We start from the raw sequence: 19,566 nt of genomic DNA, 5'->3' as shown, positions 1-19,566 counted from the left end.
ATGAAGCTTTACCTGAGATTTTTATCGATGCACCTGAAGAGCCAGATGCAATATAAGGTGTCGTTCTTCCTGTCCATGGCCGGGCAGTTCCTGACCTCGTTTTCCGTCCTTTTGGGCCTTTACTTCATGTTCTCCCGCTTCAACGACGTGGACGGCTTCACCTTTCAGCAGTCTCTTCTATGCTTTGCCACGGTGCTGATGGCTTTCTCGATCGCCGAATGCTTCGGCCGCGGCTTCGACGTCTTCCCGCTGATGCTTGGAAACGGGGAGTTCGACAGGGTGCTCGTCCGTCCGAGACGGGCGGTCTTTCAGGTGCTGGCGTCGAAAATGGACTTCACCCGCCTCGGGCGGCTTCTGCAGGCCGTTCTGGTTTTCTGCTATGCCCTGCCGGCCAGCGGCGTGACCTGGACCCCGGATAAGCTCGTCACGCTGTTTCTGATGGTCTCCTGCGGCAGCGTCGTCTTCTTCTGTCTGTTTCTGATTTACGCCGGCCTGACCTTTTTCACGACCGAGGGCCTGGAATTCATGAACATTTTCACCGACGGCGCCCGAGAGTTCGGCCGGTATCCCTTTTCCGTCTACGGCAGGGGCGTGCTGAGCTTTCTCACGTTCGTCATACCGCTGGCCCTTTTTCAGTACTATCCCCTTTTATATCTGCTGGATATCAAAACAAGCGTTTTGTATATGCTGACGCCGGTAATCGGCCTGCTGTTCACTATTCCCAGCTATGTCTTCTGGCGGTTTGGGCTCCGCAGATACCGCTCCACCGGGTCTTAAGAGCCGTATCGCCCTCACGGAGACAGCGCCGCCCAGGCGTCGTATTTATCGTCCAGCTGGGACTGCAGCGCGGCCTCTTCCCCATCGAGCTCCATGAGCTTTTCGTAATCGGCGCAGAATTCGTTTTTCTGCTCGGCAAGCTTTTTGAGGCTCTCCTCCAGCGCGGCGATCTCGCGCTCCAGCCTGGCGATCTGCTTTTCTGTGGAGCCAGCCCTTTTCGGCTTCTCCTTCCGGACCGTCCTTGCTTCCTTCGGCGCGCTCTCCTGTTTGGTCTGCATGGCCTTCGTGGCGCGGTATTTTTCGTAGGTGCCCCTGAAATCGTTGATGCGCCCGCCCTCCAACTCCCAGACGCGGGTGGCGAAGCGATTGATGAAATACCGGTCGTGGGAGACGAACAGCAGCGTTTCGCCAAAATCCTCCACGGCCTCCTCGATCCATTCCCGGGAGACGATGTCCAGATGGTTCGTCGGCTCGTCGAGGATGAGAAAATTGACGTCGTCCTTCATCAGGGCGCACAGCCGGAGGCGGCTCTGCTCGCCGCCGGAGAGATCGCTGACCTGCTTGAAGACGTCTTCCCCGTAGAACTTGAACCCCCCCAGCCTGTTCCGCGCCGTCTGGGGCGTGCAGCCGTCCTCGTAGACGAGGGTGTCGACGAGCGTCCTGTACGGGTGCGTGAAATGGATGAGCTGCGGCAGGTACGCCGTTTTGACGGAGGGGCCTTTCTTGACGATCCCCGCATCGGGCCGCAGCTCGTCGAGAATAATCTTGATGAGCGTCGATTTCCCCGTGCCGTTGTCGCCGATGAGCGCGATGCGCTCGCCGCCCGTGATGGTGAGCTCCACGTCGGAAAAGAGCTTTTTCCCCTCGAAGGTTTTGGAGACGCCCTTCATGACGAGCACCTCGTCGCCGTGGAAACCTCTCTCGCCGAACCGCGCGCTTAAATGCTTTTCCTTTGCCGGGCGCTCCGTCTGAACGATGCGCTCGATGCGGCTCTGGATGGCAAACGACTTTTTCATGAGGTTTTTATTGCCGGTGCCCCACTGGTAGAGCCGGTCGGCGGATTCCTGCAGCCGCTTTGCCTCCGCCTGCTCCCATTCGTATTTCTTGAGCTGCTCCTGATAGCGGCGCTCCTTTTCCTCTACGTAAAAGCTGTAGTTGCCGCCGAAAAATTCGGCCTTGCCGTTTGATATCTCGATGGTGCGGGTGACGGCGCTGTCGAGAAAGTATCGGTCGTGGGAGATGATGAGCACCGTCCCCTTGTATTTGCCCAAGTAGGCTTCCAGCCACTCGGTGGCGCCGATATCCAGATGGTTCGTCGGCTCGTCCAGCAGCAGGATATCCGTGTCCTCAAGGATGAGCCGGGCCAGGTTGACGCGGGTCTTCTCCCCGCCGGACAGCGTGGAGAAGAGCTGGTCTCTCTGGCTCCGCGGGATCTCCAATCCGTTGGCCACCCGGTTGCGCTCAAATTCAAGATCGTACCCGCCGGAGCGCTCGTAATCAAACGCCAAGGCGTCGTATTCGCGCAAAAGCTCCGGCGCGTCACTCTCCCCCATCCGGCGCTCCAGCGCTTCCATGCGGGCCCTGATGTCCAAAAGCCGCTGCTGCGCGCAGATCAGGACGTCCTCCACGGTATAGCCGGCCGGGTATTTCGGTATCTGCGAAATAAGCCCCAGCTTTTTATTTTTGGGTATGACGACCTCGCCTTCGTCGGTCTCGTACTCGCCGGCGATGATCCTGAAAAGCGTTGTCTTCCCGGCGCCGTTTTTCCCCAGGAGCCCTACGTGCTCCCCTTCGTTTATGTCAAAGGTGAGGCCGTCGAGGATATCTTTTCCTTCCTCAAAAGCCTTTGTGACATTTTGTATCGATATATCTACCATACGTTCTCCGGTTAAAATAATTAATATCAGTGACAGAGCCTACATGTTTTTATGGACTATTATAACATAAACGTGTTGTTAATCTCAACGTGTGGTGCTATAATACGTCCAAATATAAACTGATTCGTATTTGCCCCGCATCATAAATTTGTGCCCGGCGAAAATCAACGAGGTGATCCTGTGCAATTTGCCATAGACGGCACGACCAAGATTAGTCAGACGCTCCGCTATGACGTCGTCATCATCGGCGCCGGTCTTGCCGGCCTGTACACAGCGCTCCATATCGGCGAGCGTCACTCCTGCCTCATCCTGGCCAAAGACAAAATCGACATTTCGAACTCCTGGTTTGCCCAGGGCGGCATTGCCGCCGCCATTTCCAGCGACGACGCGCCTATTTTTCACCTGGAAGACACGCTGATTGCCGGGGCGGGGCTTTGCGACAAGGACGCCGTCGGCGTTCTGGTGGACGAGGGGCCGACGGATATCAGCCGCCTTGTTTCCCTCAGCGTCCCCTTCGATATAGACGAGTTCGGCGACCTCCAGATCACCCGCGAGGGCGGGCACCGCAAAAACCGCATCGTCCACGCCGGCGGCGACGCCACCGGGCGCGAAACGGTGAAGGCCCTGGCGCACATCGTGGCCCAGCGCGGCAACATCTCCTTCAGTGAAAACACGTGCTTTTACGATATCCTCAAGGATAAAAACGGCGCGGTGAGCAGCATCATCGTCAAGAAGGACGACAAGGATTTTCACCTCATCGAAACGCGCCACGTGGTCATCGCCACCGGCGGCATCGGACAGGTATACCGGTCGACAACGAATCCTTCCGTCGCCACGGGGGACGGTCTGGCCGCCGCCATGCGCGCCGGCGCCGAAATCAAGAACATCGAATTCATCCAGTTCCACCCCACCGGGCTCTGGAGCCCCGTGCCGGAGGACCGGGAATTTCTCATCTCCGAGGCCGTCCGCGGCGAAGGCGGACTGCTCAAAAACCGCGACGGCGTCCGCTTTATGGAGGGCGCCCACGAGCTCAACGAGCTGGCCCCCCGCGACATCGTCGCCAGGGCCGTCGTCAAGGAGCTGCAGCGCTCGGGGGACGACCATGTCTTCGTCGATATCACGGCAAAGTCCGAGGATTTCCTGAAAAAGCGCTTCCCGACCATTTATGAGGAGTGCTTAAAGCGCGGCATCAATATCGCCCACGACTGGATTCCCGTCTGCCCCGTGCAGCATTATCTGATGGGCGGCATCGCCACGGACACGAACGGCCGCACGAGCATCCCCGGGCTCTACGCCGCCGGAGAGGCCGCCAACACGGGCGTCCACGGGGCCAACCGGCTGGCGTCCAACTCCATGCTGGAGTGCCTCGTCTTCGGCCGCCGCGCCGCCGAGGATATAAGCCGCGCGCTGGAGCAGCCGGCCTCCGGGGAAAAACCGGTCCTGCCCCACGTACAGACGCGGCCCAAGGCCGCGCTGGACTACACGGCGCTCCGTCAGCGCATCAAGGATTTGATGAGCGAATACGGCTATGTCATGCGCAATGCCGAGGGGCTCCGCTACGCCATTGGAGAGGTCACCGAAATCCTGCGCCAGGTCGAGGCCGTTTATGACGATGCGGTCGTCTATCTCGAAACGCTGAATATCGCCACCGTCGCCCTGGCAATACTGACAGCGGCCCTTAACCGGCCGGAGAGCATCGGCTCTCACTACAGGGAGGACACCGCCGTATGAGCGAGCAATTTGACTACATCGGCCTCAACAGGCTGATTACCACGGCCCTGGCCGAGGATATTGGCACCGGCGACATCACCACAATCAGCTGCGTGGCTGAGGACGCCGTGTCCAGCGGCAGATTTATCGCCAAGGCCGACGGCGTCGTCTGCGGCGCGGGGATTCTCGCCCGGCTGTTTTACATCCTGGATCACCGCGTCCACGTCAAGGTGCTTCTCGGCGACGGCGCGCACGTTAACAAAGGCGACGTCATCGCGGAGATCGAGGGCCCCGCACGGAGCATCCTGACGGGCGAGCGCACCGCCCTCAACATCCTGCAGCACCTGTCGGGTATCGCCACGAGGACGGACGAGGCCGTCAGGAGCATCGAAGGGTACGATACAAAGATCGCCGATACCCGGAAAACGCTGCCCGGCCTGCGCGTTCTCGAAAAATACGCCGTCCGCTGCGGCGGCGGCAGGAACCACCGCTTCAATCTGTCCGACGGCGTGCTGATCAAGGATAACCATATCGTTGCCGCCGGCGGCATCAGGGAGGCCGTCGCCGCCGTCCGTAAAAACGCGCCGCACACGCTGAAGATCGAGGTCGAGACGGAGTCCATCGCCCAGATCGACGAGGCGCTGGAGTCGGGCGCGGACATCATCATGCTGGACAATATGACTGTGGACCAGATGGCCGAGGCTGTCCGCCACATCGCCGGCCGGGCCATTACGGAAGCTTCCGGCAACATGGGCGACCGGGACCTTAAGCAGGTGGCCGCCACCGGTGTGGACTACATCTCCATCGGCGCGCTGACCCATTCTGTAAAAGCGCTGGATATCAGCCTGCAATTCAAATAAAAGCACCCGTTTTTTAGGGGCAGACCGCGTGTCTGCCCCTTTTTTGTTTGCCAAGAATTTCGCTTGTCTACCGTTTCCCGTAGGGTGCGCCGATTCGGCACGCCATTTTTGCCGGCGCGGCACAAGTTTACGCCTTCGGTCGGCGAGGGCGACGAGGAGGACGGGATGGGAACGGCGGGCGATTCGTGAATCGCCCCTACATAAAACCATGAGGGTATCTGTAGAGGTGGGGGTTCATGCCCGCCTTTTTGTGCGGTGCCGCGCCGGGAGGAGTTCCCTCCTTCAGTCGCCTGCGGGCGACAGCTCCCTCGTCTGAGGGAGCCGGGGTGGGATGAGGCGATGCGGGATCGAACACTTGACTTTTCTTTTTCTTCATTGTATTATTATTTAGTAATTTACTAATTTACTGATTGGATGATACACATGAAAATACCGACGACACTCAAGCACAAGCCTGTTATCGTCTCCGAGGAGTATGACAGGATCGATGGGCGGTACGCCGATCATTCGGACGCGAAGGGGCTTTCGGTGGGGCTGGCGCAGTGGAACGACCGGGGCAAGGTCGATGTTTCGGCGAAGATCTGGCGCTACACGGGGGAAAAATGGTCGCGGCAGTCCGAGGAAATGCCGCTGCATCGGGTTCTCGACCTGGCCATCCTCATCTGCCGGACAAAAACATATCTGCAGGACGCCTACAGATACCCGAAGCTGTACGACGAAAACAGCGCGGCGATCGACCGCATACCGCTGCAGGGCGGTGCGCTGGACGTGTCCGTCTGCGCCGATAATCCGATGATCGACGAAGACATTGTCCTTTTCCGCGACGCGCTGTTAAAGGACGACGAGCTTTTGAGCGAACGGCTGCGCCGCCTCTCCGGGCTGCTGCGGGACATGGGGTACTGAGCATGGCGGACAAAGAAACGAAAAAGCAGCTCATCAGCGCCTATAAGGAACGCGCGCGAACGCAGGCCGGCGGCGTGTATCTCATACGAAACAAAGAAAACGGCAGGATTTTTCTCGACGACGCGCCGGATATCTCCGCGGCGGAAAACCGCTTCTGCTTCGCGCAGCAGACAGGCTCCTGCGTTAACATAAGGCTCGGCAAGGACTGGGCCAGATACGGCGGCGGCGCGTTTGAGTTTGAAGCCCTTGAGACGATCGACAAAAACGAGGACCAGACCGCGGCGGAATTCCGCGACGATCTGGACGTACTGAAAAACATGTGGCTGGAGAAATACGACCCGGCAGTTTTATATTAGAGCATCGAAATATGATTTCAACTTAAAATGAGGGCGCCGTGAATGGCGCCCTCATTTTAAATACAGCGGACTGAAGTTCGTACATCGCATGACGCCTACATCTGGAACGCCACGGCGTTGTCGGACATCTGCTTGACGTACTGCCGGAGCACCGGCAGCATGTCCTCCGGGATGCCAGCCACGGCGATTTGTTCCCACTCCTGCAGCGCCTTTCGTATCTCCGGCACCACCGCCTCGGCTTTCGGGGTCAGCGTGACCCGGTAGGCCCGCTTGTCGGACAAATCGGGCTCCCGGAGGATATAATCCTCTTTCTCCAGCTTTTTGACCGCCCGCGTCACGGCGGCCTTGTCCGTTTTCAGGATATTTGAGATCTGCTCCTGATTCGTCCCGGCGTTTTTATGGATTGCCAGTATCATATAGGGATATCCCCCGATGACGCCGTACCGTTCCAGCTTCTTCATGAGGTAATTTTTCCGGTACCTGTACAGTATGGAAAACCAGAGGCTCAGAGAGTTGTCCGCATCCATAATTCACCAAAACCTTTCAATGGCATGGGGCACGCCGTGTCCTGATTCTTTCAGTATTTTATTCTAAAACGGCCGATATTACAACGTCAATCCGTCATTTTTCGGCAAAATGAAAAAGTGACCAAACGCGCGCAAAAAACGCGCTCCAAAATCATCATTTTTATCGCGCCGTGGATATCATTTATAGTTGACTGGGCAACTATATTTTTATATAATAAAAGTCAAGAAAAGGCGGGCTGATTACCTGCCGTGGAAGAAGAAAAGCAATGCTTTTCTGTTCCACGGCATTTATTTCGCCCCCGACACTATTTCCGGAAAGGATCCTGCTTATGACCCCGCAGACAAATCAAAAGGCAAAACCACGCGGCTTAAAGGGCGTCAATTACAAATGGATTGCGCTGTCCAACACGACCCTCGGCGTCCTGATGGCTTCCATCAACGGCAACATCATCCTCATCTCGCTCCCTGCCATCTTTAACGGCATGGGCATGAACCCACTGTCGCCGGACGGTGCCTCCTACATGCTCTGGATGCTGATGGGCTTTTCGGTCGTGACGGCGACACTGCTTGTATCCTTTGGGCGTATCTCGGATATTTTCGGCCGCGTCAAGCTGTACAACCTTGGCTTCGCGATCTTCACAATCTCCTCGATACTCCTCTTTTTTACGCCCGGCACGGGCGCAACGGGCATCGGTATCATGATCGTCTTCCGCATCCTGCAGGGCATCGGCTCCGGGTTTCTGTTCTCAAACAGCACCGCGATCATTACGGACGCCTTCTCGGCGAACGAGCGCGGCACGGCCATGGGCATCAACCAGATTTTTGCCGTTGGCGGGACGCTGCTCGGCCTGATCCTGGGCGGCGTGCTTTCGGCGGTCGACTGGCGGCTGGTGTTCCTTGTCAGCGTCCCCTTCGGCCTTCTCGGCACGATATGGGCGTATCTGAAGCTTAAGGAGCAGTCAAAGCCGGATAAAACGCAAAAGATCGACTGGCTCGGCAACGGCGTATTTGCCGTCGGCCTGACGGCGCTCCTTTTGGCGCTGACCTACGGCATCATGCCTTACGGTGCGTCCAACATGGGCTGGTCGAACCCCTGGGTCATCGCCGGCATCGTCGGGGGCCTCGCGCTGCTGGTGGCCTTCTGCTTTATTGAGACGCGCGTCAAAATGCCGATGTTCCATCTGCAGCTTTTCAGGATACGGTCCTTCGCTTTCGGAAACATCAGCCTGTTCCTCTCCTCCATCGCCAGAGGCGGGCTGCAGTTTATGCTGATCATCTGGCTGCAGGGCATCTGGCTCCCGCTGCACGGCTTTTCCTTTGAATCCACGCCCCTTTGGGCTGGTATCTATATGCTGCCGATGACGGCCGGCTTCTTCGTCATGGGGCCGCTCTCCGGCAGGCTTTCCGACAGATACGGCGCGCGCTTCTTCTCCACGGGCGGCATGGTGCTCACGGTCATCGGCTTTATCCTGCTCAACACCCTGCCCTCCAATTTCGGATACGGCATTTTCGCTTTCATTCTGGTCATCCTCGGCATCGGCATGGGCATGTTCGCGGCGCCGAACACCATGGCCATCATGAATTCCGTCCCGCCCGCGCAGCGCGGCGTGACGGCCGGCATGCGCGCAACCTTCCAGAACACCGGCTCGGCCCTGTCGATGACGCTGTATTTCGCCATACTGATCGTGGGCCTGGCGAGCAAGCTCCCCCCGATCCTCGGCAACAGCCTCATGTCCGCCGGCGTACCGGCGGCGGCCGCCGAGAAGATCGCGCAGATGCCGCCGACGGGCGCCCTCTTCGCGGCGTTCCTCGGCTATAACCCGATGGGCTCCCTGCTCGGCCCGGACGTCCTCGCATCGCTGCCCGCCGCCACGCAGACGACGCTCCTGGGGAACACCTTCTTCCCCAACGCCATCGCCCCGGCCGTCATGAGCAGCCTGCATCTGGCGTTCTACGTCTCGGCCGTCATCTCCGCCGTCGCCGCCGTCGCCTCGTTCCTGCGCGGCAAGCGCTACGTGCACGGCGAGGACAACGGGACCCCGGCGCCCGCGCCGAAGGCCGCTGTTTCCGGAGACGCTGCAAAGTAACGAGTAAACCGCCCCGCACCATAAAAGACGAAGCTTTTCGGCTTCGTCTTTCTTTTAACATTTATTAATACAATAGAAATGTCGGGGCCGCCGCCTTCGGCGGCCGTTCCCCCGTGTGCGCCGTGGTGGGACACCGAGGGCGGCGGCCCCTACGAGAACAAAATATGATATCGCAGGGTCAGACTGCTACGCCTTGCCGTCGCTGCCGAGGACGTTGACGATCTTGTTTTTCACCAGCGTGCGGATATTGTCGCGGCCCGGAGTAAGATATTGGCGCGGGTCGAAGTGCGCGGGGTTCTTCGCCATATACTGGCGGATGCCGGCCGTCATCGCCAGACGCAGGTCGGAGTCAATGTTGATCTTGCACACGGCGCTTCTGGCGGCCTGGCGGAGCATATCCTCCGGGATACCGATGGCGTCGGGCATGGCGCCGCCGTTTTCATTGATGATCCGCACCAGCTCCGGGATGACGGACGACGCACCGTGCAGCACGATCGGGAAGCCCGGCAGCCGGCGCGAGACTTCCTCCAGAATGTCGAAGCGGAGGCGCGGCTTCTGCCCCGGCTTGAATTTGTACGCGCCGTGGCTCGTGCCGATGGCGATGGCCAACGAGTCGACGCCCGTTTTCGATACGAATTCCTCCACCTCGTCGGGCCGGGTGAAGCTGGAATCCTCCTCCGAGACGTTGACATCGTCCTCGATGCCGGCCAGCTTTCCGAGCTCGCCCTCAACGACGACGCCCCGGTCGTGGGCGTACTTGACAACCTCGCTCGTTAGCCGTATATTTTCTTCGAACGAATGTTTCGAGCCGTCGATCATGACGGAGGTAAAGCCGCCGTCGATGCACGATTTGCAGACGTCAAAGTTCTCTCCGTGGTCGAGATGGATGCAAATCGGCAGGCCCGTATCGGCCTCCGCCGCCTCAATGAGCTTCATGAGATAAACGTGCTTGGCATATTTGCGGGCGCCCGCGGAAACCTGCAGGATCAGCGGGGCGTTGACTTCCTTTGCCGCCTCGGTGATCCCCTGGATGATCTCCATATTATTGACATTGAAGGCCCCGATGGCATAGCCTCCGTCATAAGCCTTTTTAAACATTTCCTTCGACGTTACAATCGGCACGATGATTCTCCTTTCAATTTACAGCGAAAACTGACTTCTGTATTATTCCCGTTTCCGACGCTTCAAATTTTACCACAAATAATTTGAATTTCAACATTTACTTTGATTTTGTTACAGACGTATGATATGATTCATACAACCATGTTTTCTGGAGGGATTTTTATGTCTAACACACTGAAGGGCGCCTGCGTCTTCGGCCAGTCCGGCGGGCCGACGGCCGTCATCAACGCCAGCGCCTACGGCGTCATCAGGGCCGCCCTGGACGCGCCGGAAATCACAAACGTTTACGGCGCCGCCCACGGCATCACCGGGATACTGAACGACACGCTCTACGATATGGGCCAGGAGGACGCGAAGGAGCTGGAGCTCATGCTCAACACGCCGTCCTCGGAGCTGGGCTCCTGCCGGTATAAAATCGCCGACCCCGACAAGGACGACACGGACTATCAGCGCATCCTGGAGATTTTCAAAAAGTACGACATCCGTTACTTCTTCTACAACGGCGGCAACGACTCCATGGACACCTGCAACAAGGTCAGCCGCTTTATGGAAAAATCGGGCTACGAGTGCCGTGTGATGGGCATCCCGAAGACGATCGACAACGATCTCGTCGGCACGGACCACTGCCCCGGCTACGGCAGCGCCGCCAAATATATCGCCACATCCGTGGCCGAGGTCTGCAAGGATACATACGTTTACGACGTGGGGACGATCACCGTTGTGGAGATCATGGGCCGGCACGCCGGCTGGCTGACGGGCGCGTCCGCGCTGGCAGCCATCTCCTGCGCGCCGCCCGACCTCATCTACCTGCCGGAGGTCGATTTCGAGATCGAGCCGTTCATTGAGGACGTGTCCCGCATTTACAAGGAAAAGAACAAGTGCCTCGTCGCCGTCTCCGAGGGCATCCATTATGCCGACGGCACGTACGTCTCCGAGGCGAAGGTCTCTTCAACAGACGGCTTCGGCCATGTGCAGCTGGGCGGCCTGGCCGCCACCCTGTCCGGCATCATCAAGCTGCACACCGGCTCCAAGGTCCGCGGCATCGAGCTCAGCCTCCTCCAGCGCTGCGGCGCGCATCTGGCCTCCCAGACGGATATCGACGAGGCGTTCAGGGCCGGAAAATACGCCGTCGAATGTGCCCTGCGCGGTGAGACCGGCAAGATGGTCGCCTTTGAGCGCGACATGTCCTCCGGCAGCTACGCCGTGAAGCTCGTTCTCCAGCCGCTGACCATCGTCGCCAACGCCGAGAAAAAAGTTCCCCGGGAGTGGATCACCCCGGAGGGCAACAACATTACCAGCGATTTCATCGATTACGCGCTGCCGCTCATCCAGGGCGAAAACAACCGCATTCTCGAAAGCGGCCTGCCCAGATTCGCGCATTTGAAGAAAGTACTTGTAAAATAGTAAAAACCTGCTTAAATAGAAACAGGACTATATCGCGGCGGCTTTGATGGAGCCCCGTCATTCGGGAGGTTTTTTATGATTAAATCTATGGAAAACGCATTTTCGCTGAAAGGCAAAAACGCCATCGTCACCGGCGGGGCCAAGGGCATCGGCCTGGGCATCGCCACCGCCCTGGCACAGCAGGGCGCCAACGTGGCCATCTTCGCCAGGGACGAAAAAACGGCAAACGACGTGATAAAGGACTTCAGCGCGAAATACGAGGGCAGGTTCTCTTTTTACAAAGCGGATATCTCCGATATGAAAAGCTGCCGCGACGCGGTCAGCCGATACATCGCCGACAATAAAACCATCGACGTTCTGGTCAACAACGCGGGCATTGGCACAGCCGGGAAGTTTCTGGACATGGACGAGGAGCTCACGCCCTGGTTTGAGTGCTTCAACGTCGACCTCCACGGCGCGGCCAGGATGATCTACAACGTGGCCAGGCACATGCGCGACAGCGGCAAGGGCGGACATATCATCAATATCACGTCCAACGCCGGCGAGATCATCAACAAGCCGTTTCTGACGGCGTACGCCTCGTCCAAGGCCGCGTTCAACCACTTTACGAAATGCCTGGCCGCGGAGTTCGCCCCTTACGGCATCCGCGTCAACGCCATCGCGCCGGGCTTCACCTTTTCCAGCTTCTCCAAGAATGTGGACCCGGAGGCATACAAGGCCCTGTGCGCGGATATTCCCATCGGCCGCTTCGCCGATCCCATTGAGCTCGGTGCCCTCGCCGTGTATCTGGCCAGCGACGCCTCCGACATCGTCACCGGCGCCGTCTTCACCGCCGACGGCGGCTACGCCCTGCAGCACTGATATTGACATTGCAAAAGCCGATGAGTGCGCTCATCGGCTTTGCTTATGCAGCAGGAGATCACAAATCGCCCCTAGGAGTATCTGTATCCCGACGTAGGGGCGAACTGCGTTCGCCTGTCACAGCATTTGCTTAATCTTTGGTGGGGCTGCCGGTGGTGAGCTGCCAGCCGACGCCGTATTTGTCGATGACGTAGGCGTAGCACTTGCTGAAAAACGTCTCTTGAATCTCCATGACGACCTCGCCGCCGGCCTTCAGCTTGTCAAAGGCGGCTTTGACGTGGTCCGCCGTCTCCAGCGTGACGACGACGCTGATATTGTCTCCGACCGTGACGGACCTGTCCGGCGGCGCGTCCGACAGCATGACCGCGTCGCCGGCGATTTTGATTTCCGCGTGCAGAACGCGCTTTTTCATCGCGTCCGGCACCGCCCCGCCCCCGCCCGGGGCATCCCCGTACGTCAGCACCTTCGGCGTGTCCGTCTTGAACGCGTCGGCGTAAAAATCGGCCGCTTCAAGACAGTTGCCCGGGAAATAAAGATATGTTCCAACGGACATCGTATCAACTCCTTTGGCCCTAGTATAACCTCCCCCCTGCCATTTCAAAATAAATGACGCGCTGGCGGTCCGTATCGGCGCTTCAAAAACCGCGGAGTTTATGATAAACTGGCAATGCGTAAATGCCGAAGGATTTCAGCCGGAGGAAGCATTATGGCTCAGACCACAAAAAGGGCGATCGCCGCGTCGCTGAAAAAACTGCTCGCAGAAAAGCCCCTGGATAAAATAACGATCACAGACCTCGTCGACGACTGCGAGATCAACAGGCAGACGTTTTATTACCATTTCAAGGACATCTATGACCTTGTGGAATGGATTTACACCAGCGAGGCCACCAAGGCACTGGGCGGGAAAAAGACCTACGACACCTGGCAGCAAGGGCTTTTGCAGATATTTGAATACGTGCTTGAAAACAAAGCCTTTGTGACGGGGACGTTCAAATCGCTGAGCCGGGAGCATTTGGAACGGTACCTCTACAACGAGACGTACAGCCTGCTGATTTCCGTCATCGAGGAAAAGGCGGGCGGGCTCTCCGTCCGGGACGAGGACAAGGCCTTCATCGCCAACTTTTATAAATACGCTTTCGCCGGGCTGATGCTGGACTGGATCTCCCTCGGTATGAAGGAAAAGCCGGCCGACATCGTGCGCAGGCTGAGCACCCTCATCCAGGGTGATATTCCAAGCGCGCTCGACCGCTTTAAAGCGAGCGGCCGCTTTTGACAAACGGGCCGTTTTGTCCAAACCTTCGACAATGCCGGTGTTCCGTCAAAGCTTTCGTCACCGGGCTGTGATTGTCTATTGTAAGCCTCCGTTTTTTGAACTATGCTGACGGCATAAAAAAGAAACGGAGGCTTCTATATGTATTACAGCAACGGAAATTATGAGGCTTTTGCCCGCCCCGAAAAGCCGGCGGACGTGGACAGGAAATCGGCGTATCTGGTCGGCTCGGGCTTGGCTTCCCTCGCGGCGGCGTGCTTTCTTGTCCGCGACGGGCAGATAAAGGGCGAGCATATCCATATCCTCGAGGAGCTCGACCTGCCCGGCGGCGCCTGCGACGGTATCTGTGACAGCCAGAAGGGCTTTGTCATCCGCGGCGGGCGCGAGATGGAAAACCATTTTGAATGCCTGTGGGACCTCTTCCGCTCCATACCGTCCCTGGAAACGGACGGCGTCTCAGTGCTGGACGAGTTCTACTGGCTCAACAAAAAAGACCCCAACTATTCGCTGATGCGCGCCACGGTGAACCGCGGCGAGGACGCCCATACCGACGGAAAATTCGGGCTGAGCGAGAAAGCGTCGAAGGAGATCATCAAGCTGTTTATGACCCGCGACGAGGACCTGTACGATAGAAGGATCGCGGACGTCTTCACGGAGGAGTTCTTCGCCTCCAACTTCTGGCTCTACTGGCGGACGATGTTCGCCTTTGAGGACTGGCACTCGGCGCTGGAGATGAAGCTTTACATCCAGCGCTTTATCCACCACATCGGCGGCCTGCCGGATTTTACGGCGCTGAAATTCACGAAATACAATCAGTACGAGTCGCTGATCCTGCCGATGGTCAAATACCTGCAGGACCGCGGCGTGCGCTTCCAGTACGGCACAACGGTTACAAACGTGCTGTTCGACATCAAGGACGGCAAAAAGACAGCCACGAAAATCGTCTGCCTGCGGGACGGGCGCGAGGAAAGCATCGATCTGATCGAGGACGATCTCGTCTTCGTCACCAACGGCAGCTGCACGGAAAACGCCTCCCTGGGCGACGACACCCACGCCCCGGAGGTGAGGACAGCGCCCGGCGGTTGCTGGGAGCTCTGGCGCAATATCGCCGAACAGGACCCGGCCTTCGGTCACCCCGATAAATTCTGCACAAACATCGCCGCGACCAACTGGGAGTCGGCCACGGTGACGACGCTGGACGGCAGGATTCCGCCGTACATCCGGAAAATCTGCCAGCGCGACCCCTTCAGCGGCAAGGTCGTCACCGGCGGCATCGTCACGGTCAAGGACTCAAAATGGCTCATGAGCTACACCCTCAACAGGCAGCCCCACTTCAGGCAGCAGCCGAGAGATCAGCTCGTCGTCTGGGTTTACGGCCTCTTTACCGACGTCCCCGGCGATTACGTCAAAAAGCCGATGAAGGAGTGCACCGGCGTCGAGATCACGCAGGAATGGCTGTACCACCTGGGCGTGCCGGAGTCGGAGATTGCCGACATGGCAGCAAATTCGGCCCGCTGCGTGCCCTGCATGATGCCGTACATCACCGCTTTCTTCATGCCCCGCGCCAAGGGTGACCGCCCTAAGGTGGTGCCGGACGGCAGCGTCAATTTCGCCTTTCTGGGCCAGTTTGCCGACACTGTCCGCGACACGGTCTTCACCACCGAATATTCCGTCCGGACCGCCATGGAGGCCGTCTACACGCTTCTGAAGGTCGACCGGGGCGTTCCCGAGGTCTTCGCCTCCTGTTACGACGTCCGCGCCCTGCTCGACGCCACGTCGAAAATGATGGACGGCAGGAAGCTGACGGATATGAAGCAGCCCTTCTTCCTGGGCATCGCCGAAAAAGCGGCCCTCAAAAAAATCTCCGGCACCGTGATCGAGGATTTACTCAGGCGCTATCACGTGATCTGAAACCAAAGACTCGTAAAAGAACATAAAGGCGGGGACAGCGATTTGCTGTCCCCGCAAAACTTATATTCCTATTGCCTGCCGACCCACGCGGCGATATCCGTGATCACCTGCGCGTCCACATGGTTTGGAGGGTTATAGACCGAAGCGTCCGGCACACCGTTTTCGGAAAGCTGGTTCGGCATGAACAGATGGCTCAGGCCGTCGTAGAGCTTGAAGGTGACGTTGCCGCGCCCGGACAATGTGGTCTGCCAAAGCTTGTAGTCCTTGTCCGGGTAGACCTGGAAATCGGCGCCGCCCTGCAGGATGAGCATCGGGACGTCCAGCGTCTTCACGATGGCTATACTGTCGATGTCGTTCAGGCTTTTCCAATAGCTTGTCGGGACACCCAGAATGGCGCCGGTGCCGCCGTCATCCAGTGTTTTTGTTTTTTCAATTTCGGTCTTGTTCTGCGCCAGCAGGTCGCTTTTTTCCTGTTCGGTCAGCGTGGTCTGCGCGCTGATCGCCGCCGTGACCTGATCCAGCATGATGTCCTGGAGAGAACGCAGGGAGCCGGCCAGTGAAATAAAGCCCTTTATCTGAGGATTGTCGGCGGTGATTTTGGGCGCCATCATCCCCCCCAGGCTGTGGCCGAGCAGATAAATGCGGTTGGCGTCCACACGGCCGTCGCTGCCGAGCAGCTTTACGGCAGCCGCCGCGTCGTCCAGCATTTCGTATTGGATTGTGGCGCCCCCGCCGGCGGGATTCTGGTATGTACTTTTGTTGTACCTCAAGGTCGCCACGCCCTGCTCGGCAAGGCCATGGGCAATGTCCTCAAACGGGCGGTTGGGCGCGGTGCCGACCGCTTCGTTCATGTCCGAGGCGCCGGAACCCTGAATAAGTATCACCACCGGCGGCTTTTCCGCGCCTCTCGGCAGGGTGAGCATTCCGTTCAGCTCTTTTTCCCCGACCTGGACGGGGGCCTCAAACCACTGGTCCGAGGACTGGGGCTGGGGCTGCTCTTTTGGCGCGTAGCTGGTCCATATACCATCGGGCCTGCCGTCAGCGCCGTAGCTGATTGTGACGGTGATGTTATAGAGCGTGCCCTCGAGGGAGCTCACCACAACGTCATGGCCGTTCTGCCTGAGGTAAACGCTGCCGAGGGATTCTCCGGGAGCGCCGGCCACCTGCAGGACCGTATTCCAGCCCTTAAGCAAATCCTCCTGGGAAATGCTTTGCCGCAATTGCGCGCTGCTGTCTGCATAGAAATCGCCGAAGTCGCCTTCTATAAACTGAGAGATATAATCGTCAGTGCGGTTTTCCAATATCAAGCCGCTCATGTAACGCATCAGCACCGTGGCTGTCTGCGCACGCGTGGCCGAACCGTCAGGCAAAAGCGCGGAGTTCTCCGTACCGGTGAGCAGGCCCGCCGATACCGCCCAGGTCATCGCCCCCTGCGCCCAATCCGCAATCGCGGACGCGTCGGTATAGGCGGAGAGATCGGCTGTGTTTTCCGTGCCGCGGCCCGTGTACGCTGCGTAGCGCTGGAACATCACCGCCGTCTGCTGGCGCGTGACATTGTCGCCCGCGCCGAAGGCGCCGTTGCTGTAGCCCGTGGTAATGCCGTTTTCCGCCGCCCATCCGACGGCGCCGTAATACCAGTCGGTCGCGATAACGTCGGTGAATTTAACGGGCTGATCGGTTTCCGGCGAGCCGTCGAGGCGGTAGAGCACCGTGACGAGCATCGCGCGGGTCATCGCCGCGCCGGGCGCAAAGCTCTTGTCGCCGGTACCCCCCATCAGGCCGTTCCGCGCCGCGTACTGCACGGCATCATAATACCACGCGCCCGCCGCGACATCCTCAAACGCCGTCACGGTACCGGCATCCGTATCAGCCGTTTCCGCCGCTAGCGCCCTGGCCGGCAGCAGCGACAGGGACAGGACGAGTGCCAGTAGTATAGCCAATGCTTTCTTTATCATTTCTTCTCCTTTCCGCCAAAAACAGGTACATTGTATGTCACTAATTTCATGGCCTTACAAAAATCACCTTAATTTTAGCACAAAACCGCGCTTGTAGCAAATTGGTCAGTCTCGCGGCTGTTTCCCATAATGTACAGCCAGGGAAATGACATTTAAAATAATTGTAACGATGAGAAGTACCGTAGCGACCAGCGCCACCGCAGCAGAAGTATCCAAAAGCGCCGCCCAGTCTTGAATATTTACCCGATGGTTGAGCTCGTAAATTTGCAGACAAAGCGAAACAGCGCAGGCACCGGCGCTTGCTGCGGAAAAAACGGCCCAGCTTCTACCGGATTTAGGCTGCCGCACGAGACTGACCACGGGCAGCACCCATGCAACTATCCCAAATAAAAGACTCCCTATATTCAACAAACCGGACATGTCTGTCTCCTTTCAAATTCCCGTCCATGGGCCTCCATAAAAACTCTCTGTTCACCATACCACGCTTTTGATTATAAGAAAAGGCATATCCTCCCTTTTTGCGGAAGATATGCCTTTTAGCCGGGGGTTATAAGATTTAAATAGACCTGATATCGTCACCGATTTCTCGGCAGCAATGGCTGCCCGCCCCCTGATCGATGAGGATTTCAAGAAATGCGGACAGCAGATTGCCCTGCGTTATCAGCTCTAAATGCGGGCCCGCCGCGCTGCGGTCAATTCGGAACGCCTGTAAAACCGCCATTTTGCAATGTCTCTCCGGCTGAAACTTTACAGCGTATTGTCTGTCGTTGACGGTCACGCGCATGGTGTAGCTCACGTCTAAAGGCTCGGTATGGGCGTTGTGCTTCAAATAGTTATGAAAACATTCATATTGCTCCTGCTTCAGTTGCCGTATAATCATAAAACGCTTTCCTTTCACTCATGTTGTCCGACATTGCTTGAAAGGGCCTGCGGCGCATGCTATAATATTTACGCTGCGTTTGCCCTCGGGCATCTGTCGGTGTGGGAAGTGGCGTGATGCTTTGTGGAGTGTGCGCCGCTTCCTTTATTTTTAATATACCGCTATACAAAAACCTTGCAGCCGTTATCTGCAAGGTTTTTTCGTCATGTCTGAAATCTATTCCCAGGCTTATATGAGGAACTTCAAGGAAGAATAGATCGAGGCGAAATCCAATTTTTTAAATATTGAAAGTGAAAGTAAAAGCTTACTGTCGATATAATCCTGGTCCAATTTCAGCAGCCGGGGAAACAGTCCCATTATTTCTGATACCATATGCTGCGCATCCAGCTTCAGCTCGCCTTTGAAATATTCCAGAAAACATTCGCGCCTGGCCCCGAAATTCATAATGATGTACGCTTTATATAATTCCTTCGAGATAACGATATCGTACTGCTTTAAATATTTATCATAAGTCTCGTAGGCGTATTTATTGACCACGCGGTAATTCGACTGCCTTTGAAGATGCTCATAATAAACGCGGCTATTCTGCGGGTCCCTCAAGATAATATCATAATATATTCTGTTGTTGAGCGTATGCAGCAGCAGAATATCATCGACGGCTTCGGGAACATTTTCTGCAATGAAGGCATCGACACCGGTTTGAAACTCGTAATAAATATCACTGAGGATATTATCTTTTTTATTAAAATAATAGTGGACCAGACTGACAGGACAATTGCTCATGCCGGCAATATCTTTTACCGTTGTATTGTTATAGCCTTCATTATAAAAAAGAACCTTGGAATTGCTGTATATCTCTTCCTTTTTATCCTGGCCTTTTTGATACATACTTTTTCCTCTGATTTTTCTTTTAAATATAACATATTTCCAGGTTGAGTTCAAGAATATGTCAAAATTCAGATTTTTGATTATTGTAGGACTACAATACATGTTAGACAGAAAGGAGAAAAAATAAGAGCAAGGATAAGGCACAACGGTTAGAATGGAGTTACCACACAACATTTTA

At 57.0% G+C, this 19,566-nt stretch carries 18 protein-coding genes; 10 read left to right on the top strand and 8 right to left on the bottom strand.

All coding sequences use genetic code 11. The features are described 5' to 3' along the window. Positions 1 to 777, top strand: coding sequence for an ABC transporter permease (locus BUB60_RS00090; RefSeq protein ID WP_073075624.1), 777 nt, complete (start codon positions 1 to 3; stop codon positions 775 to 777). Positions 778 to 791: 14 nt separating this feature from the next. Here BUB60_RS00090 and BUB60_RS00085 read toward each other — a convergent pair whose 3' ends face one another. Continuing rightward, on the bottom strand, positions 792 to 2,654 hold the full coding sequence (locus tag BUB60_RS00085) for an ABC-F family ATP-binding cassette domain-containing protein (RefSeq protein ID WP_073075623.1): 1,863 nt from the start codon (positions 2,652 to 2,654) through the stop codon (positions 792 to 794). A 180-nt stretch (positions 2,655 to 2,834) separates the two neighbouring features. On the opposite strand from BUB60_RS00085, the gene nadB reads away from it, so the two are divergent. The 4 genes from nadB to BUB60_RS00065 all read left to right on the top strand — a co-directional run bounded on the left by nadB (position 2,835) and on the right by BUB60_RS00065 (position 6,483). Further along, positions 2,835 to 4,385 carry an L-aspartate oxidase gene (nadB, locus tag BUB60_RS00080; protein ID WP_073075622.1) on the top strand — a complete coding sequence of 517 codons (1,551 nt, stop codon included), beginning with the start codon at positions 2,835 to 2,837 and terminating at the stop codon, positions 4,383 to 4,385. Beyond that, the gene (nadC, locus tag BUB60_RS00075; protein ID WP_073075621.1) at positions 4,382 to 5,224 is read left to right on the top strand and encodes a carboxylating nicotinate-nucleotide diphosphorylase; all 843 of its coding nucleotides are present in this window, start codon (positions 4,382 to 4,384) and stop codon (positions 5,222 to 5,224) included. Before nadB ends, nadC begins: the two co-directional genes overlap by 4 nt. A 423-nt stretch (positions 5,225 to 5,647) precedes the next feature. Further along, on the top strand, positions 5,648 to 6,127 hold the full coding sequence (locus tag BUB60_RS00070; protein WP_073075620.1) for a DUF6530 family protein: 480 nt from the start codon (positions 5,648 to 5,650) through the stop codon (positions 6,125 to 6,127). 2 nt (positions 6,128 to 6,129) lie between these two features. Beyond that, the gene (locus BUB60_RS00065) at positions 6,130 to 6,483 is read left to right on the top strand and encodes a GIY-YIG nuclease family protein (RefSeq protein ID WP_073075619.1); all 354 of its coding nucleotides are present in this window, start codon (positions 6,130 to 6,132) and stop codon (positions 6,481 to 6,483) included. Between the two features lie 95 nt (positions 6,484 to 6,578). Here BUB60_RS00065 and BUB60_RS00060 read toward each other — a convergent pair whose 3' ends face one another. Further along, a complete protein-coding gene (locus BUB60_RS00060; RefSeq protein WP_073075618.1) occupies positions 6,579 to 7,010 on the bottom strand; it encodes a MarR family winged helix-turn-helix transcriptional regulator in 432 nt (143 codons plus the stop codon). A gap of 329 nt (positions 7,011 to 7,339) precedes the next feature. Between BUB60_RS00060 and BUB60_RS00055 the strand changes: the two genes are divergently transcribed. Then, on the top strand, positions 7,340 to 9,097 hold the full coding sequence (locus BUB60_RS00055; RefSeq protein WP_073076222.1) for an MFS transporter: 1,758 nt from the start codon (positions 7,340 to 7,342) through the stop codon (positions 9,095 to 9,097). Positions 9,098 to 9,283: 186 nt separating this feature from the next. On the opposite strand, the gene fba is transcribed toward BUB60_RS00055, so the two are convergent. Then, the gene (gene fba, locus BUB60_RS00050) at positions 9,284 to 10,219 is read right to left on the bottom strand and encodes a class II fructose-1,6-bisphosphate aldolase (RefSeq protein ID WP_073075617.1); all 936 of its coding nucleotides are present in this window, start codon (positions 10,217 to 10,219) and stop codon (positions 9,284 to 9,286) included. 162 nt (positions 10,220 to 10,381) lie between these two features. Between fba and BUB60_RS00045 the strand changes: the two genes are divergently transcribed. After that, on the top strand, positions 10,382 to 11,623 hold the full coding sequence (locus BUB60_RS00045) for a 6-phosphofructokinase (protein WP_073075616.1): 1,242 nt from the start codon (positions 10,382 to 10,384) through the stop codon (positions 11,621 to 11,623). 75 nt (positions 11,624 to 11,698) lie between these two features. Continuing rightward, the gene (locus tag BUB60_RS00040; protein ID WP_073075615.1) at positions 11,699 to 12,484 is read left to right on the top strand and encodes an SDR family NAD(P)-dependent oxidoreductase; all 786 of its coding nucleotides are present in this window, start codon (positions 11,699 to 11,701) and stop codon (positions 12,482 to 12,484) included. 130 nt (positions 12,485 to 12,614) lie between these two features. On the opposite strand, the gene BUB60_RS00035 is transcribed toward BUB60_RS00040, so the two are convergent. After that, positions 12,615 to 13,037, bottom strand: a complete 423-nt coding sequence (locus tag BUB60_RS00035; protein ID WP_073075614.1) for a VOC family protein — start codon at positions 13,035 to 13,037, stop codon at positions 12,615 to 12,617. Positions 13,038 to 13,190: 153 nt separating this feature from the next. Between BUB60_RS00035 and BUB60_RS00030 the strand changes: the two genes are divergently transcribed. Beyond that, a complete protein-coding gene (locus BUB60_RS00030; protein WP_073075613.1) occupies positions 13,191 to 13,757 on the top strand; it encodes a TetR/AcrR family transcriptional regulator in 567 nt (188 codons plus the stop codon). A gap of 138 nt (positions 13,758 to 13,895) precedes the next feature. Then, the gene (locus BUB60_RS00025) at positions 13,896 to 15,665 is read left to right on the top strand and encodes an oleate hydratase (RefSeq protein WP_073075612.1); all 1,770 of its coding nucleotides are present in this window, start codon (positions 13,896 to 13,898) and stop codon (positions 15,663 to 15,665) included. Positions 15,666 to 15,733: 68 nt separating this feature from the next. Here the strand turns inward: BUB60_RS00025 and BUB60_RS00020 are convergent, their stop codons facing one another. The 4 genes from BUB60_RS00020 to BUB60_RS00005 form a co-directional block, all read right to left on the bottom strand. Continuing rightward, entirely contained in the window at positions 15,734 to 17,620 is a 1,887-nt protein-coding gene (locus BUB60_RS00020) for an S-layer homology domain-containing protein (protein ID WP_073075611.1), read from the bottom strand. 105 nt (positions 17,621 to 17,725) lie between these two features. Further along, on the bottom strand, positions 17,726 to 18,040 hold the full coding sequence (locus BUB60_RS00015; protein ID WP_073075610.1) for a hypothetical protein: 315 nt from the start codon (positions 18,038 to 18,040) through the stop codon (positions 17,726 to 17,728). A gap of 136 nt (positions 18,041 to 18,176) precedes the next feature. Next, positions 18,177 to 18,518 (bottom strand): hypothetical protein, encoded by a 342-nt coding sequence (locus BUB60_RS00010; RefSeq protein WP_242941099.1) that lies wholly within the window; start codon positions 18,516 to 18,518, stop codon positions 18,177 to 18,179. Positions 18,519 to 18,728: 210 nt separating this feature from the next. After that, a partial coding sequence (locus tag BUB60_RS00005; protein WP_084726114.1) for a TetR/AcrR family transcriptional regulator occupies positions 18,729 to 19,566 on the bottom strand: 838 nt, incomplete at its 5' end.

Origin of the sequence: Sporobacter termitidis DSM 10068 (assembly GCF_900130065.1) — a bacterium.
Classification (GTDB): domain Bacteria; phylum Bacillota; class Clostridia; order Oscillospirales; family Oscillospiraceae; genus Sporobacter; species Sporobacter termitidis.
This window is presented reverse-complemented; position numbering and strand designations above follow the sequence as displayed.

Bases quoted from the DNA above. Each gene is read 5' to 3' on its own strand.
- BUB60_RS00065 (WP_073075619.1), top strand. From the start codon at position 6,130: ATGGCGGACAAAGAAACGAAAAAGCAGCTCATCAGCGCCTATAAGGAA.
- BUB60_RS00025 (WP_073075612.1), top strand. From the start codon at position 13,896: ATGTATTACAGCAACGGAAATTATGAGGCTTTTGCCCGCCCCGAAAAG.
- BUB60_RS00035 (WP_073075614.1), bottom strand. From the start codon at position 13,037: ATGTCCGTTGGAACATATCTTTATTTCCCGGGCAACTGTCTTGAAGCG.
- BUB60_RS00060 (WP_073075618.1), bottom strand. From the start codon at position 7,010: ATGGATGCGGACAACTCTCTGAGCCTCTGGTTTTCCATACTGTACAGG.
- BUB60_RS00045 (WP_073075616.1), top strand. From the start codon at position 10,382: ATGTCTAACACACTGAAGGGCGCCTGCGTCTTCGGCCAGTCCGGCGGG.
- BUB60_RS00040 (WP_073075615.1), top strand. From the start codon at position 11,699: ATGATTAAATCTATGGAAAACGCATTTTCGCTGAAAGGCAAAAACGCC.
- BUB60_RS00090 (WP_073075624.1), top strand. From the start codon at position 1: ATGAAGCTTTACCTGAGATTTTTATCGATGCACCTGAAGAGCCAGATG.
- BUB60_RS00030 (WP_073075613.1), top strand. From the start codon at position 13,191: ATGGCTCAGACCACAAAAAGGGCGATCGCCGCGTCGCTGAAAAAACTG.
- nadC (WP_073075621.1), top strand. From the start codon at position 4,382: ATGAGCGAGCAATTTGACTACATCGGCCTCAACAGGCTGATTACCACG.
- BUB60_RS00070 (WP_073075620.1), top strand. From the start codon at position 5,648: ATGAAAATACCGACGACACTCAAGCACAAGCCTGTTATCGTCTCCGAG.
- BUB60_RS00085 (WP_073075623.1), bottom strand. From the start codon at position 2,654: ATGGTAGATATATCGATACAAAATGTCACAAAGGCTTTTGAGGAAGGA.
- BUB60_RS00015 (WP_073075610.1), bottom strand. From the start codon at position 18,040: ATGTCCGGTTTGTTGAATATAGGGAGTCTTTTATTTGGGATAGTTGCA.
- BUB60_RS00055 (WP_073076222.1), top strand. From the start codon at position 7,340: ATGACCCCGCAGACAAATCAAAAGGCAAAACCACGCGGCTTAAAGGGC.
- BUB60_RS00020 (WP_073075611.1), bottom strand. From the start codon at position 17,620: ATGATAAAGAAAGCATTGGCTATACTACTGGCACTCGTCCTGTCCCTG.